The 15,734-nt window shown below is 27.1% G+C and carries 22 protein-coding genes; 21 read left to right on the top strand and 1 reads right to left on the bottom strand.

Features of this window, described 5'->3' with window-relative positions; genetic code table 4:
* The first annotated feature begins 103 nt into the window (after nucleotides 1-103).
* The 17 genes from upp (at nucleotide 104) to smpB (ending at nucleotide 12,434) form a co-directional block, all read left to right on the top strand.
* Nucleotides 104-727, top strand: coding sequence for a uracil phosphoribosyltransferase (gene upp / locus SKUN_RS07305; protein WP_053391466.1), 624 nt, complete (start codon nucleotides 104-106; stop codon nucleotides 725-727).
* A complete protein-coding gene (locus SKUN_RS11860) occupies nucleotides 696-1,157 on the top strand; it encodes an MG406 family protein (RefSeq protein ID WP_408640752.1) in 462 nt (153 codons plus the stop codon). Before upp ends, SKUN_RS11860 begins: the two co-directional genes overlap by 32 nt.
* Complete coding sequence (locus tag SKUN_RS07295; protein WP_235511043.1) at nucleotides 1,141-1,941, top strand: F0F1 ATP synthase subunit A; 801 nt, start codon at nucleotides 1,141-1,143, stop codon at nucleotides 1,939-1,941. Before SKUN_RS11860 ends, SKUN_RS07295 begins: the two co-directional genes overlap by 17 nt.
* 74 nt (nucleotides 1,942-2,015) lie before the next feature.
* Nucleotides 2,016-2,318: an ATP synthase F0 subunit C gene (gene atpE, locus SKUN_RS07290; RefSeq protein ID WP_004028354.1), complete on the top strand. Its 303-nt coding sequence runs from the start codon at nucleotides 2,016-2,018 to the stop codon at nucleotides 2,316-2,318.
* A 36-nt stretch (nucleotides 2,319-2,354) separates the two neighbouring features.
* Nucleotides 2,355-2,891, top strand: a complete 537-nt coding sequence (gene atpF, locus SKUN_RS07285) for a F0F1 ATP synthase subunit B (RefSeq protein ID WP_200902996.1) — start codon at nucleotides 2,355-2,357, stop codon at nucleotides 2,889-2,891.
* A 6-nt stretch (nucleotides 2,892-2,897) separates the two neighbouring features.
* Complete coding sequence (locus SKUN_RS07280) at nucleotides 2,898-3,443, top strand: F0F1 ATP synthase subunit delta (protein ID WP_053391463.1); 546 nt, start codon at nucleotides 2,898-2,900, stop codon at nucleotides 3,441-3,443.
* Nucleotides 3,444-3,459: 16 nt separating this feature from the next.
* Entirely contained in the window at nucleotides 3,460-5,031 is a 1,572-nt protein-coding gene (gene atpA, locus SKUN_RS07275; RefSeq protein WP_053391462.1) for a F0F1 ATP synthase subunit alpha, read from the top strand.
* Nucleotides 5,032-5,047: 16 nt separating this feature from the next.
* Nucleotides 5,048-5,905 carry an ATP synthase F1 subunit gamma gene (atpG, locus tag SKUN_RS07270; protein ID WP_053391461.1) on the top strand — a complete coding sequence of 286 codons (858 nt, stop codon included), beginning with the start codon at nucleotides 5,048-5,050 and terminating at the stop codon, nucleotides 5,903-5,905.
* 14 nt (nucleotides 5,906-5,919) lie between these two features.
* A complete protein-coding gene (gene atpD / locus SKUN_RS07265) occupies nucleotides 5,920-7,317 on the top strand; it encodes a F0F1 ATP synthase subunit beta (RefSeq protein WP_053391460.1) in 1,398 nt (465 codons plus the stop codon).
* 1 nt (nucleotide 7,318) lies between these two features.
* The gene (locus SKUN_RS07260) at nucleotides 7,319-7,582 is read left to right on the top strand and encodes a FoF1 ATP synthase subunit delta/epsilon (protein WP_004028348.1); all 264 of its coding nucleotides are present in this window, start codon (nucleotides 7,319-7,321) and stop codon (nucleotides 7,580-7,582) included.
* A gap of 143 nt (nucleotides 7,583-7,725) precedes the next feature.
* A complete protein-coding gene (locus SKUN_RS07255; RefSeq protein WP_083436132.1) occupies nucleotides 7,726-8,556 on the top strand; it encodes a Cof-type HAD-IIB family hydrolase in 831 nt (276 codons plus the stop codon).
* A 14-nt stretch (nucleotides 8,557-8,570) separates the two neighbouring features.
* Complete coding sequence (locus tag SKUN_RS11025) at nucleotides 8,571-8,813, top strand: HAD family hydrolase (RefSeq protein WP_235511041.1); 243 nt, start codon at nucleotides 8,571-8,573, stop codon at nucleotides 8,811-8,813.
* Nucleotides 8,814-8,852: 39 nt separating this feature from the next.
* Nucleotides 8,853-9,173, top strand: a complete 321-nt coding sequence (locus tag SKUN_RS11020) for a hypothetical protein (protein WP_235511039.1) — start codon at nucleotides 8,853-8,855, stop codon at nucleotides 9,171-9,173.
* A gap of 9 nt (nucleotides 9,174-9,182) precedes the next feature.
* On the top strand, nucleotides 9,183-9,416 hold the full coding sequence (locus SKUN_RS11015) for an HAD hydrolase family protein (RefSeq protein WP_327196292.1): 234 nt from the start codon (nucleotides 9,183-9,185) through the stop codon (nucleotides 9,414-9,416).
* An 82-nt stretch (nucleotides 9,417-9,498) separates the two neighbouring features.
* Nucleotides 9,499-9,795: a preprotein translocase subunit SecG gene (secG, locus tag SKUN_RS07245; protein ID WP_053391459.1), complete on the top strand. Its 297-nt coding sequence runs from the start codon at nucleotides 9,499-9,501 to the stop codon at nucleotides 9,793-9,795.
* Between the two features lie 76 nt (nucleotides 9,796-9,871).
* The gene (gene rnr / locus SKUN_RS07240) at nucleotides 9,872-11,989 is read left to right on the top strand and encodes a ribonuclease R (RefSeq protein WP_053391458.1); all 2,118 of its coding nucleotides are present in this window, start codon (nucleotides 9,872-9,874) and stop codon (nucleotides 11,987-11,989) included.
* A gap of 13 nt (nucleotides 11,990-12,002) precedes the next feature.
* Entirely contained in the window at nucleotides 12,003-12,434 is a 432-nt protein-coding gene (smpB, locus tag SKUN_RS07235; protein WP_053391457.1) for an SsrA-binding protein SmpB, read from the top strand.
* 664 nt (nucleotides 12,435-13,098) lie between these two features.
* Here the strand turns inward: smpB and SKUN_RS08605 are convergent.
* Nucleotides 13,099-13,320 carry an integrase core domain-containing protein gene (locus tag SKUN_RS08605; protein ID WP_268794897.1) on the bottom strand — a complete coding sequence of 74 codons (222 nt, stop codon included), beginning with the start codon at nucleotides 13,318-13,320 and terminating at the stop codon, nucleotides 13,099-13,101.
* A gap of 146 nt (nucleotides 13,321-13,466) precedes the next feature.
* Here SKUN_RS08605 and SKUN_RS07230 point away from each other — a divergent pair, with 146 nt between their 5' ends.
* From SKUN_RS07230 to SKUN_RS11010, 4 genes are all read left to right on the top strand, one after another.
* Entirely contained in the window at nucleotides 13,467-13,769 is a 303-nt protein-coding gene (locus SKUN_RS07230) for a hypothetical protein (protein ID WP_144416785.1), read from the top strand.
* Between the two features lie 455 nt (nucleotides 13,770-14,224).
* Nucleotides 14,225-14,383, top strand: a complete 159-nt coding sequence (locus SKUN_RS09570; RefSeq protein WP_158500830.1) for a hypothetical protein — start codon at nucleotides 14,225-14,227, stop codon at nucleotides 14,381-14,383.
* Nucleotides 14,384-14,688: 305 nt separating this feature from the next.
* Complete coding sequence (locus SKUN_RS07220; RefSeq protein WP_053391454.1) at nucleotides 14,689-15,447, top strand: hypothetical protein; 759 nt, start codon at nucleotides 14,689-14,691, stop codon at nucleotides 15,445-15,447.
* Between the two features lie 100 nt (nucleotides 15,448-15,547).
* On the top strand, nucleotides 15,548-15,730 hold the full coding sequence (locus SKUN_RS11010; RefSeq protein WP_235511026.1) for a hypothetical protein: 183 nt from the start codon (nucleotides 15,548-15,550) through the stop codon (nucleotides 15,728-15,730).
* Nucleotides 15,731-15,734: the final 4 nt, after the last annotated feature.

Raw genomic sequence — 15,734 nt, 5'->3', positions numbered from 1 at the left:
TTTATTTAATTATTTTTAAAAATGTAAGTAATTACAAATTAAATCTTGGTATTATCTTTATAATTATGTTAAAATCTAATAAATTAAGGAGGAAAAGTAATTAATGTCATTTACTGTAATAAAACACCCGTTAATTTTGGATAAATTAACAAGAATGCGTAAAAAGGATAGTAATTCAAAGGTCTTTAAAGAAAATTTAGATGAAATTGCGCAATTAATGGCGTATGAAATATTTCGAAATATTGAATTAAATGAATTTGAAATTGAAACACCAGTAGCAAAAACAAAGGGATATAAAATTGCAAATGATATTGTTTTATTTCCAATTTTAAGAGCAGGTTTGGGTATGGTCGATGGAATTATTAATTTAGTCCCAAACGCTAAAATTGGACATATTGGATTATACCGAGATGAAAAAACCTTAGAACCACATGAATATTTTGCCAAAAAACCAGAAAATATTAATAAAGCAAATGTTTTAGTTTTAGATCCAATGTTAGCGACAGGGGGCAGTGCTAATGTGGCAATTCAAAAAGTTAAAGAATGAGGAGCAACTAATATTAAATTAGTATGTTTGGTAGCTGCACCTGAAGGAAAAAAATGTATTGAAGATCATCATCCAGATGTTGATATTTATGTTGCTGCATTAGACCAACGTTTAGATGAGCATGGTTATATTATTCCTGGTCTAGGTGATGCTGGAGACCGTATTTTTGGAACTAAATAAAAAAAATAAATTAAATTGAAAAAACCATTTTAAAGGTGTAGAATATAAACTGTCAATAATAAGTTTAATAATGTTTTTGGGAATACTAATAGTATTAACGATGATATATTTGACATTAAAACGAGATTGAACTTTATACACAGGATTAGTTTTGGGGTATTTGTTTTCTCTTATAGGTTTCTTAATCATTTGTTTTTCTGGATGATTGTTAAGTATAAGTTTAAATAAGTACTTTTTTATCTTATTGTACCTAGTTCGCTTAGTTATTTATGCTATACCTATAGTTATTTATGCTGAGAATACTAGTTTTTTTAGTATCTACACAATAATTGTTGGAATTAGTTTATGTCCATTTTCATCATTATTTGCAAATGTTAAATTTCCCATTCATCAACGCAGAAAGGAAAAGAAAAATGGCAATAATGAATAGTAACTTTGGTCAATTTCTTGCAATTGATTTAATACCTGATCCAAATAAAAGCGGAATGGATGCATGAAGTTATACAATTTTATTACCGCAATTAGTAACGATAGTTATTACTACCTTTATTATTATGCTTTTATCAATAGGTTATTATAAAAGCATAAAAAAACTTGGTCCAACCGATATTCCAACTGGTTTAGTACTTTTTGCTGAAATTACAATTAAGTGAGTTGAAAAACAAGTTGTTGATTTGATGGGACCAAAATATAAATTTTTAACAGTTTATGTTATATACTTATTATTGTATATTGGGATTGGAAATTTAATGAGTGTTGTTGGTTTTGAATCACTTGCAACAGCTTATACTGTCCCATTATCAACGGGATTGGTTACCTTTTTTGGAATATATTATTTTGGGATTAAATATCAAAAACTAGTATATTTTAAAAAGTTTTTTGTCAATCCATTAGAATTATTAACCCAATTTGTTCCTTTGATTTCAATTTCATTTCGTTTATTTGGAAACATTTTGGGAGGAACAGTTATTATTACCTTGTTCACAGCCTTAATGAGCTTTATTTGAGGACAGATTCCTTATATTGGGCCTGTTGATTTATTAGCTGGTGTATTTTTACCTTTTTTAAGTATTTATTTTGATGTTTTCGATGGTTTAATTCAAGCATATATTTTTGCAATTTTAACAATTGCCTATTGAGCAATGGAAATGAAAACAGAAACCAAAGATAAAAACGAAAAGAAAATTAAGTTAAAAAAAAGAACAAAAAATTAAAAATGTTAATTTAAATGGCTAAAAAAGGATTAAAATAAAATTATATATTTGTTAAGGAAGGGGAAAATTATAATATGATAAATTTTATGACAATAGATTTGCTATCGAATATGATGACAATATGATTTATGGCCGGAATTAATGATGGTTTTACAAAGGGAATGTCATTATTGGGTGCAGGATTAGCTGCCATTGGTTGTTGTGGTTCAGGAATTGGACAAGGGTATACTGGTGGAAAAGCTGTTGAAGCAATTGCTCGAAACCCAGAAGTTGAAAGTAAAGTTAGAACACAATATATTATTGCTGCTGCGATTACTGAATCAGGGTCAATTTATGCATTAGTTATTGCGATTATTTTAGCATTTGTTACTGGTTAATGAAAAGTAAAAAGTTGGAAAGAAAGAAGGCTTAAGATGTCTATGACAATGTGATTAATGTCAAAACCAATTGAACCAGCAGAAATTATTAATCAATTATTTCCTAATCTATGGGTTTTTATTGCGCATGTTATTGCGACAATTATTTTATTAATTTTATTATCAAAATGAGTTTATAATCCATTTCGAAAAGTAATGCGGGCTCGTCGCAATAAAATTCGAGAATTAATTCAAGATGCTGCTGAAAAACAAGCAAAAACAACAATTGATCAAAAAGAAGCATCGAAATTGTTAACAACAGCGAAGGTAGAAGCAAATAGTATTATTGTTGCGGCTCGAACTGAAGCAGAGGCAAAACGTCATCAAGTTTTAGAAACAGCAAAAGCTGAAGTTATGCAGTTAAATGAACAAGCCCATAAAGAAATTCAAAAAGAAAAAGAGCAATATTATGATGATATTCGAAAATCAATTATTAATGTTGCTTTTAATGCAGCTGAGAAATTATTAAGCAAAGAAATTAATAAAGAAAAAAATGAAAAATTGATAGAAGAGTTTATCAAAGAATTAGAGTAGTAAGTTATGTTAGTTAGTGAAAAATTTATTGATAATTATGCAGCTGCTTTAATGGACTTGGCGCTTGAAACAAAAAAAATTGATCATTTTTTAGAAGTTAGTAATATAATCGTAGATTTATTTAAACAAGAACCAGATTATATTAAATTAATGATGAATGCTGACATTGCAAAAGAAGAACGAAAGAACATTTTAGCAAAACCATTTCAAAAATTTATTGATCCGTTAATTTTAAATGCCCTTTTTTTATTAATTGATCGTGAAGCTTTTTGTTATGTTAGAAGAATTTTTAAAAATTTAAGAAAATTAATAAATATTAGTTATGATGTTCAATATGGAAGTATTTATTCAACCCAACCATTAACAAGAAAACAAATTACAACAATTGAAACAAAATTAAGTAAAAAATTTGGCTATCATATTGAGTTAGTTAACAAAATTGATCCATCTTTATTAGGCGGAGTTCGGATTAAAATTAAGCACGAAATTATTGATGGTTCAATTGCAGGACAATTAGAAACAATGCGACAAAAAGCAATATATAATAAATAGTAGATGGGGTGAAAAAGTGGCTTTAAATGTAAATGAGATTTCCGAAATAATTAAAAAACAGATTAAAGAATATTGTAAAAAAATTGAAATTCATGAAGAAGGAACTGTTGTGACAGTTGGTGATGGAATTGCTTTAATTGATGGTCTTGACAATGCAATGATGAGTGAATTGCTAATTTTTCCGAATGAAATTTATGGAATGGTATTAAACTTAGAAGAAGGCGCTGTTGGTGCCGTTTTAATGGGTTACAATACAACAATCCGTGAAGGTGATCAAGTTCGTCGATCAGGAAAAATTATTGAAACGCCAGTTGGTGATACGTTGTTAGGCCGTGTTGTTAATGCATTAGGACAACCAATTGATGGGAAAGGACCATTAAAAGCAACAAAAACACGTCCTGTGGAACGAATTGCACCTGGTGTTATGACTAGAAAATCAGTTGATGAACCAATGGAAACAGGAATTATGACAATTGATGCGATGATTCCCATTGGGAAAGGACAACGAGAATTAATTATCGGTGATCGCCAGACAGGAAAAACAGCAATCGGAATTGATACCATCTTAAATCAAAAAGGGAAAAATGTAAAATGTATTTATGTTGCAATTGGGCAAAAAGCATCAACTGTTGCACAAATTGTTGAAAAATTACGAACTGCTGGTGCATTAGAATATACAACAGTTGTTTCAGCCACAGCAAATGAATTAGCGCCATTACAATACTTAGCACCATATACTGGTGTTACTATTTGTGAAGAATGGATGGAATCTGGTGAAAATGTCATTATTATTTATGATGATCTTTCAAAACATGCTGTTGCTTATCGAACAATGGCACTATTATTACACCGTCCACCTGGTCGTGAAGCATATCCTGGTGATGTTTTTTATTTACATAGTCGGTTATTAGAACGCGCCGCGCGAGTAACAAAAGAATATGGAGGCGGAAGTATTACTGCTTTGCCAATTATTGAAACACAAGCGGGAGATATTTCAGCATATATTCCAACTAATGTTATTTCAATTACTGATGGGCAAATTTTCTTAAATAATGATCAGTTTAATGCTGGAAATCGTCCTGCGGTTGATGTGGGATTATCGGTGTCACGAGTAGGATCAACAGCACAAATTAAAGCAATGAAACAAGTTGCTGGTTCATTAAAATTAGAATTAGCACAATATCGTGAACTACAAGCATTTGCTCAATTTGATTCTGATTTGGATGATGCGACAAAAGAAGTATTAGAAAATGGAAAACGAGTAATTGAAATTTTAAAACAAAAACAATATTCACCGCTTTCACAAATTGATCAAGCAATCATTTTATTAGCAGTTAAGAAAAAAAGAATTCGTTGAATTCCAGTTGATAAAATTCAAGAATTTAAAGAAGAAATAATTGAACATTTTAATACAAAAGCAAAAAAATACTATACTGAATTAGCAAAGGCCAAAGCCTATAGCGATACCTTAATGACTAATATTGATAATGAAATTATTAATGTTGTTAAAAAAATTACCAATAAAATTGCTAATTATAAACCAGAAATGTTTGGAGAAATTGAAGAGTGGAGAAAATTAGGACAATAAAGGTTAAAAGTACAAAATGGCAGTTGGAACAGATTTAAAAAAACAAATTACTTCAATTACTTCAACATCTAAAATAACACAAGCAATGAAATTGGCAGCAATAGCAAAATTAAAAAAAGTTGGTAAACGAATTTCTAATTCAAAACCATATTTTGCTGAAGTTTATACTGTTTTTAATGATATCATTAGTAAAGCAGATGATTCAATTTATCAAAAAAAAGATGGCATAAAAGATAGTAAACGTAGTTGTTGAATCATTGTTAATTCAAATTTAGGTTTATGTGGTGGTTATAATATTAATATTAATAAGTTGGTGTTACAACAATTACGAAAAAGTGATTGTATTATTGCAATCGGTTCTAAAGCAGAAACATTTTATGCTCATAAAGGTTATGAAATTATGCAAACAAGAAAAGATATTGATATTAATTTTTCTTATGATGATGCACGTGAGTTTGCACAAGAAATTTTATCTGGTTTTAATGGAAATACTTATGATGAAATTAAAATTGCTTATACAAAATTTATTAATAATGTAACTTTTGAACCAACAATTTTACAATTGTTACCAATTATTAAGGTAACACAACATGAAGAATCAAAACACATTAATGTTATTACCGAATTTGAACCAGATCCAGCAACGATTTTAGAAAATGCAGTGCCAATGTATTTAAATACCATTTTATTTTCATCAATCGTTGAATCACAGGTTTCAGAACAAGCATCACGGCTAGTAGCAATGGAAAATGCAACAGATAATGCAAATGAAATGTTAGAAAAATTATCGTTATTATATAACCGTAAGCGTCAAGCAGCAATTACACAGGAAATTACAGAAATTATTGCTGGCGCTGGCGCGCAAGAAAATTAAGAGGTGGTTAAAAAATGGAGAAAAATGGAAAAGTAGTACAGGTGTTAGGACCTGTTGTTGATGTACGGTTTACGGAAGAATATTTGCCTGAATTATATAATGCTATTACGGTTAATAATAATGGTACAAAGTTAGTTTTAGAAGTTGTTCAACATATTGGTGATGACACCGTACGGGCAATTGCCTTAGGACCAACAGAAGGAATGGTTCGTGGAATGGATGTGATTGATACAAAAGCGCCAATTACAGTTCCGGTTGGTGAAGAGGTTTTAGGGCGTATGTTTAATGTTCTTGGAGAAGCAATTGATGAAAAACCACAGCCAAAGACAAAGATAATGCGTCCAATTCACCGTGAAGCACCATCATATGAAGAACAACAAACAACAGCTGCAATTTTAGAAACAGGCATTAAAGTTGTTGATTTATTAGTTCCCTTTGCAAAGGGGGGTAAAATTGGTTTGTTTGGTGGTGCTGGAGTAGGAAAAACAGTACTAGTACAAGAGTTAATTAATAATGTGGCAAAAGCACATGGAGGAATTTCTGTCTTTGCTGGTGTTGGTGAACGAACACGAGAAGGTAATGATTTATATTATGAAATGATTGAAGCTGGTGTTATTGATAAAACAGCTTTGGTTTTCGGGCAAATGAATGAAACACCAGGAGCTCGTATGCGAGTTGCTTTAACTGGATTAACAATTGCTGAATATTTCCGTGATGATAAAAACCAAGATGTTTTATTATTTATTGATAATATTTTCCGTTTTACCCAAGCTGGTTCTGAAGTATCAGCCTTATTAGGACGGATGCCATCAGCAGTTGGTTATCAACCGACATTAGCAACCGAAATGGGAGCATTACAAGAACGAATTACTTCAACAAAAAAAGGAAGTATTACTTCTGTCCAAGCAGTATATGTGCCAGCGGATGATTTAACTGATCCAGCTCCAGCAACAACATTTTCTCATTTAGACGCTAAGGTTGTCTTAGACCGTGAAATTGCAGCATTAGGAATTTATCCAGCAGTTGATTCATTAGGAAGTTCGTCTCGATTATTAGACCCATTAGTGGTTGGTGAAGAACATTATAAAGTAGCACGAGGAGTACAAGAAATCCTCCAAAAGTTTAAAGAATTACAATCAATTATCGCAATTTTAGGGATGGATGAATTATCAGATGAAGATAAATTAGCTGTTACAAGAGCACGAAAAATTCGTAACTTTTTATCACAACCATTTTTTGTAGCTGAAAAGTTTTCTGGAAAAACAGGGAAATATGTTCCTGTAGTAGAAACAATTCGTGCTTTTAGAGAAATCTTAGCAGGAAAATATGATGATGTACCAGAACAAGCATTCTTATATGTTGGAACAATTGATGAGGTTGTTAAAGCCGCCGAAGCTTTAAAACATAATTAAAATGGCGAATCAAATTAGTTTAAAAATTATTACACCACAGGGTGTCATTGTTAATCGCTTAGTTGATATTATAACAGTGAAAACAATTACGGGATATATGGGTATTTTGTATGGCCATATTCCTCTTGTTTCAACAATTGTTCCATCTGAAATGACATACAAAGTTAATAATAAAGAATATAAATTAAGTATTGCTGGTGGAATTTTGCAAGTTGAACAAGAGTTTGTTAAAATTCTTGCTGATGAAGTTGAACCTATTAGTTAGATTCCAAAATAGAAATCTCTTTTTTGAGATTTTTTGTTTTAATTTTCTTAATTATAAATAAAAAATAAAATATGATAGAATGATAATGTCTGAGACTACTTATATTATAAACTAAGTAATATTAAAAGAAGGTAGGCAATGTAATGATAGTAAAAATGATATTGTGTGATATTGATGGAACATTAGTAACTGATAAAGATAAAAAGATTCCAACTATAAATATTGAGGCTTTAAAAAAGGCTCAAGCAATGGGTATTTTAGTAACGATTGCTTCAGGACGGGTTCCTAGTAGTTTATCTGATTATGCAACAACATTAGGAATTCTTGACCATTGCCCGTATGTTATTGGTGCTAATGGTGGGGCTGTTTTAAATTTAAAAACAAAAGAATATGTCTATGATGAAATAATTTCATATCAAGATACATTATGAGCAATGAATATTGTTCGAGAATTTGGTCATGATTTTTATTTAGCGCCACTTAATGAACAAGAAGCTTATGTTTCACAATCAAGCATTATTAAAGATGATCTTTTTTTATTTCGTAATACTTACATTAAAACAATTGTTTTAGATTGAAATGAAATTCCACAAATGCGTAAAATTGTAATTTCTTGTCATAATGAACAAAAACAAAATTGGTTACGACAACAAATTGCGGTTAGTAAAACATTAAGGACAGAAGTTACGGGATATGGGTTTATTGAGATTATTCCTAAAAATGTTAATAAATGACAGGGAATTTTAAAATTAATTGAAGTACTCAAACATAAAGAAAATCACCATATTGATTCAGATCAAATTATGTGTTTTGGTGATCAAATGAATGACTATGAGATGATTAAAAATTCAAAATATGGAATTGCATTAGCCAATGCTACACCGCAATTAAAAGAAGTTGCTTTTGCAGTAACTGCAAAAGATAATAATGCGGCAGGAATTGCTGATTATCTTTATAAGACAATATTAAAATAGAAGATTAGGTTGTAATGTTAAAAATTAATGGTAACCAAATTGAATTAATTGTTACTGATGTTGATGGCACATTGATTACTGATAAGCAAGAATTATCAACTCTTGTTCAAAATAAATTACTTGCATTGCAAGCAAAAGGGATTTCTGTATCAATTGCATCAGGATGAATGCCCCTTGGTTTTGATAATTATACAAGAGAATTAAAAATTAATAATTATTATCAATATGTTATTGGTGATAATGGTGCTTTAGTGTAAGATACTAAAAACAATAAGTCAATTTATTTAATGCCAGTTTTGGATTTAGTTATTGTAATTGATATTTTAATAAAATATCAATGTGATTTTATAATTTCATATCAAGATGATGATAATTTATATTGTGTGGGTGAAAAATTATTAAAAATTAAATCAAAACCAGGTGCATTTTTAGATGGAATGAAGCAATTAAAACCATTTTGTTTTGATGATATTAGAATAGCCAATAAAATTGTTGCAAAGCATTCATCCAAAATAATGTTTCAAGAAATGTATACAGCTTTAAAACAAGTTTTAAATATTAATGTTGAACCACTGTCTGAATATGGATGTGATATTGTACATGGTAATTCAAATTAATGGCAAGCAATTTTACATTTAATTGATATTTTAAATCAAAGGCAAGGATGTGAAATTAAATTAGAGAATGTTTTATATTTTGGTGATAATTATAATGGCTGTTCTGTGTTTAAAATTTTACCTTATGCAATTGCAATGGAACATAGTCCAACTAAGATTTTAAATTTAGCATACAATTTAGCTAGCAGCAATAATACCGGAATAATTTATCATTATTTAAATAACCTTGAAAAAAATAATTAAAATTAATTTAAAATACAATAATTTTGTTAATTTTATAGTATTATTAATAGGAACATAATTTAATTTAGAGAGGGATGTTTTAATGAACCTATCAAGTATGATGTTTTTAGCAATTGAACCACAAGTAGCCAATACAATTATTTATGTTTTTGAAATAATTGCTTTAATTGTATCAATTATTATGATTATTATTGGTTTATTACAAAACAAAAAAGCACAAACAGGATTAAGTGCTTTAAATGGTGGTAATGATGAATTATTTGCTAATAGTAAAGAACGTGGGTTAGATCGAACATTATCTATTTTTATATTAGCTTTTGGTTCAACATTATTAGTTATTACATTATTGATAAATTTATTAACAAAAGTTCTATTGTAATAATTAAATCTTTAAAAATATCATTAATTGCAAAGAGATTTAAAAATGTCTCTTTTTTCATTTAGGGGGGAAGTATATGCACGATCGAATTGTAGCTATTTTAAAAAAACAAACAAAACCAATTGATACGATTGAATTAAAACAGTTATTAGATATTAATAAAATTAATGATAATAAAATGATGTTAAAAGTTTTGGTTGAATTAGAAAATGATAATATTATTGGGGTCACACAACAAAATCGGTTTTATTATTTTGATCCAAAAATTTATTTACGAGGAGTTATTAGCATTAATAAAAAAGGTTTTGGTTTTATTAAAATTAGTGAAAACCAAAAAGAATACTATGTTAAACAAGATGATTTAAATAATGCCTTAGACCAAGATCAAGTTTTGTTTATTTTAAAAAAGCAAAAAAATATTAATAATTATAAAAAAGCAGAAGCACAAGTAATTAAAGTTTTGAAGCGAAATAATGAATATGTAGTTGGAGTTATTAAAAAGAATCGTCATAAACAAAAATATTTAGAAATTTTAAATAATAAATTAATGCAATATAGTGCTGAAATTATTAATTTAGCTGATGCAATTGAAAATACAATTGTAAAGGGAATCATTACAAATATTAATAGTAAAAACAATTTAATGCAAGTTAAAATCATTGAGATTATTGGTAATACTAATCAAGTCGGTGTTGATGTCTTGGCTATTTTACATGAATTTAATATTCGTACTAAATTTAATGAAGAAACATTAAATGAAGCCAAACAAATTAAACAAGATGTTGATGTTGCAAGAATGTTAGCAGATAAATCACGCCGTGATTTACAAGCAGAAATGTTTGTTACAATTGATGGGAATGATTCAAAAGATTTTGATGATGCTATTTTAGTTAAAAAAAATCAAAATGGTAATTATTTATTATTGGTTGCGATTGCTGATGTTGCACATTATGTTCCACAGAATAGTTATCTTGATAAAGAAGCTTTTGACCGAGGGTGTTCAGTTTATTTAATTGACCGGGTTGTTCCAATGTTACCAGAAAAATTAAGTAATGGGATTTGTTCGTTAAATCCTTTTGAACCACGATTAACATTAATTTGTGAAATGGAAATTAATAAGCAGGGACATGTTGTTAATTCTAGTATTTATGAAGCTATTACTATCTCAAAAGTGCGATTAACTTATGATGAAGTTAATAAGTTATTCTGCCAAGAAAAAAATCAAATCTCAGGTGAAATTGCTAAAATGTTGTTTTTATCGCAGCAGTTATATCAAATTTTAGTTTTAAAAAAAGAACATGATGGGGTTGTTGATTTTGATTTAGATGAACAAAAGTTTATTGTTGATAAAAATGGTAAGATTAAAGATATTGTTGTGCGAGAGCGTGCTGATGCAGAAAAATTGATTGAGAGTTTTATGATTCGCGCTAATGAAACGGTAGCCGAAACAATTTATTGAATGGATTTGCCATTTGTTTATCGTGTGCATGATAAGCCAAAACCAAAAAAATTGTTTGATTTGTATACGCAATTATCTTATTTAGGTTTAAATATTAAAGGAAAGTTAGAAAATATTCATTCTAAAGATTTACAGCAAATTTTAAATAAGTTAAAGGATAAAGAAAATTTTAAAGTTATTTCAGCTTTAGTATTACGAAGTATGGAAAAAGCTAAATATAGTGCTATTAATGATGGCCATTTTGGACTGGCATCTCGATGTTATACGCACTTTACTTCACCAATTCGGCGTTATCCCGATTTAGTTGTTCATCGTTTATTAAAAGAATATTTATTTCAAGGAAAAGTTAAAATTACTAATTTAGAACAAAAGCGAACTTTTGTTAGTCATGCTAGTCAACAGTCATCCCTTACAGAATTACGGGCAATGGAATGTGAACGAGAAGTTGACAAAATGAAAGAAGTTGAATATATGGAAGATAAAATTGGCTATGAATATAATGGAATTATTGCTGGAGTTACTTCGTTTGGAATTTTCGTTGAATTATCAAATACAATTGAAGGATTGATTCATATTACTGATTTAAAAAATGACTATTACGTTTTTGATGAAAAGAATTTAAAATTAATTGGAGAACGGAAACGAAAAGAATATTTTTTAGGAAAAAAAGTACGAATTAAAGTAAAGAAAGCAAGTAAAAAATTACGGCAAATTGATTTTGAACTAGTTGATTAAGGAGTTGATATTAATGTTGACAATTACAATTAATAAAAAAGCACGGTATAATTATGAAATTATTGAAACCTATGAAGCTGGTATTGTTTTGACAGGCAGTGAGATTAAGTCAATTCGTAATAATGATGTATCAATTAATGAGGCCTTTGTTATTATTCGAAAAAATGAGGCCTTTGTTATCAATATGATAATTGCTAAATATAAATTTTCAACATTGTATGCATTAGATGCTGATCGTACTAGAAAATTACTTTTGCATAAAAAAGAAATTAAAAAAATTTTGCAAAGAATTAAATTAGAACGTTTCACATTAGTACCATTAAAGTTATATCTTAAAAATAATTATGCTAAATTAGAAATTGCTTTAGTTCGTGGGAAAAAGAATTATGATAAACGAGAAACAATTAAGCAACGCGATAATGAGCGTTTACGTCGGAAATATTAATTTTTAAAAAGTATAAAGTAAAAAAGAATTAATTGAGGTAGTAAATTCAATAATTAAATAAAATGATAAAAATAATGATGGGTTTACTCAGTTTTCTATAATTATTGAAAATTTACTTCGAAAAATTCCAGATTTTAATCCCAAAAATTATGGGGCACAAAATAATAAATTTTCATTATTTTTAAAAAACAATTTTTAAGACAGTTATGATTTTAAAGAAAAGGGAGGAATTTTATATATAAAATTAAAACAAAAGAAGAAATAATTATATAATGAATTATGTAAAATGAAGTGCAACAAATCTTTATTAATTAAATAATATAATAAAAATTATAAAAATCAACTATAAATTTAAAAAAATTAAAAATATTTTAATTTTTCTTTTATTTTATCAATATTTAAACAAACTAAAAAATAATTTATTAATTTTAATTAATAAATACATATTTTATTATTTTAATGACATATTTGATAATTTAATATACATTTTTAAATATTTTGTAGTATACCACATACATTTTGGAGATTGCAACAAAACAAGAAAAAATAATAAAATATATAATTTAAAATATAAAAACATTATTAAAAATAATACATATATAAATAAAAATTATAAAATTGACACACTGAAAAATATTTTAAATAAAACTTTATAAATTTAAAATTATTTAGTTAAATTAGTTAAAAATTGAAATGGTGTCTGAAAATTCAAAGATTTATGCATTCTTTCAAAATTATAAAAATAATAGTAATCATTTATTTTATTTTGTAAACCAACTGCATCCAATATTTTTTCTTCAAATACAAATAATTTACTATAATTTTGATGAAATCTTTCAATTTTACCATTTGACTGCGGAGAACGAACAGGTGTTGTTTGATGTAAAATATTTTTATCTGTTGCACTTCGATTAAAAAATGCATAAATATTATTAATAATAAGGAAATATATTATTTTTTAGTTAATATATGAGTGTAAAACTGTTATAAGTTATAATAAAAGTATAAATAAGAGATGAAGTAAAAATGAATATGGAAAAAATAGTTACCGTTATTGTTGCTTCGTTATCATTCATAAGTATAATTATTTCTTCAATATTTAATTTTATTGCTAATAAAAATAATCAACTAAATGAAGTAAAAATTGATGAAATACATAAAAAGTTAATAGAAAATCATTCAAGAATAATGGAAATTCTAATAAACAAAATATTTTCCACAATTGACAATGCAATTAATGGTTTTATAAAATTATTTAACCAAAGTAATAAAGATCAATCATATGAAAGAATGGAAGTTGAAATAACAAACTCCAATGAACCTGATATTAGTTAAAAGATGCTTTTAAAATAAAAAAGTCATATAAAAATAATAATGTTTAGGAGAAAAATTATTACTTATAAAGATAAAGAAAAATTACAAGCAAAATTTATTAATGGATTTATTAAAAATTAATTTTATGATATAGTATTTGATTACTGGACATTATTAAAGAATAAGAAAATTAATAATCAAAAGAAGATAGAAAAAAAAAGAACATTCTCTAAACAATTGCCAAATAATTTTGTTAAAAAACTATTAAATAATATTTTTAGTTTAAAACATGAAATATTTAATAATAGTAAAAAAAATTTTGCTGAACTTGAACAAGAAAAAGTAGAAAGCAAAAAACCAGAAAATTTTAAAGAACACTTTTATTTTTTCAAAATTTTAAATATTAAATACAAGTTAAAAAAATGTTTAAATTTTTGAAAAAAGCTTCAAAATAGTATCAAGTATTATTTATTAAAATGGCGTTGATAATCCGGTTATCTGTTGACCGTAGTGAAAAAATATGAAAATGAATATTAAATAGAATTGATTGAAGTCTTGCCTTAAACCTTGTTGAAAAAAATAATAATTCAGACCAATTTATTCTTTTTGTAAAAGCACTTTTTAAAAGAAGTTAATAACAATATGATTAAAGAATGAGAAGGAAAAATTAAAAATAAAAAATTAAGCAATGATGTGACAACATCTATTTCTAATTTTTATTATACATTGAAAAATAAATATAATTATCATATATCTAATTAAATTATGTTCTTACTAAAGTTAACTTTAAAATAATGGTTGGTATTATGTTATTCCTTCTAAATTTATTTTAAAGATTTTAAAGGTTATGTTTTTTAAACTATAACCTAATAATTGACTTTAATTTAGGGCTTTTTATGATATAATTAACTTAATTAATTTATAATAAGAGGTAACCAATATGAAGTGAGAACCGCAACAAACGATTGAAATATTAAAAGAATATGTTTATAGTAAAAACAGACTTGATGAATATCGCAATCGTGTGGCATTATCAAATTTACAATTACCACCTTTTTATTTAAAAGAAGATAAAAGTCAATCTGTTTCATCAGTTGTTTTTCGTTTTATTAATGAAAAAGAAATTAAAAAAGCATATGATAAAAATACTTATCAATGAATTATAAATAGTTTAGAAGAAACTATTTTAAATTCTTTAAAAATGGCTGAAAATATTATTGGAATTCATCGCCATGAAAATATTTATTTGGCATTATACGAAGATGATGGGGATTTAAATTATTTAATTGAAATTGCTAATTATATTAATACAACTATTAAAATTATTAATTATACATTATATGAAAAATATCAAGCTGTCCGTGAGGTTAGAATTGGCATTGGAATTGCGAATGATCCATCAATTGAAAGAATTAACGATTTAGAAGAGAGTTTTATTGTTCCATTTGATGAAGATATTAAAGATAGTGTGCAATTAGCAGAAACATATGCTGCAGAAGTTATTATGTTTAATAATTTACCAGTTTGTACTGATGCATGGGTTTTTATGAATTTAACTGATGATAATCAAGAACTAATTCGAAAAAATTCACGTCAATATTTTAATTTAAGAACACCTCGTCAACGTTTATTTACGGATTTAATTGATCCTAATGTTGCAGGAAAAATTGAACGAGGTACCTTGCAAGTTGAAGAATAAGATCAAAATAATTAGGTTAAAGTTATTTAGTTTTATTCTTTTTTGTTTAACATCATGATTATTTCGGTATAATCATAAGTAGAAAGTGAAGTGGAATAAAATGCAAGCATTAATTTTTCAAGGAAAAAAGAAAATTGAATGAACTGAAACTAACGAGCCAATTATTAAAAAAACAACAGATATTATTGTTAAAATTGAGGAATTTAATTTTTCACATGCGTATTATCGTCCATATTCGGGGCATGATAATAGTGTTGTTCCTAACACAATTATGGGGTATTAAGGAG

This window comes from Spiroplasma kunkelii CR2-3x (assembly GCF_001274875.1).
GTDB lineage: Bacteria > Bacillota_I > Bacilli_A > Mycoplasmatales > Mycoplasmataceae > Spiroplasma > Spiroplasma kunkelii.
This window is presented reverse-complemented; position numbering and strand designations above follow the sequence as displayed.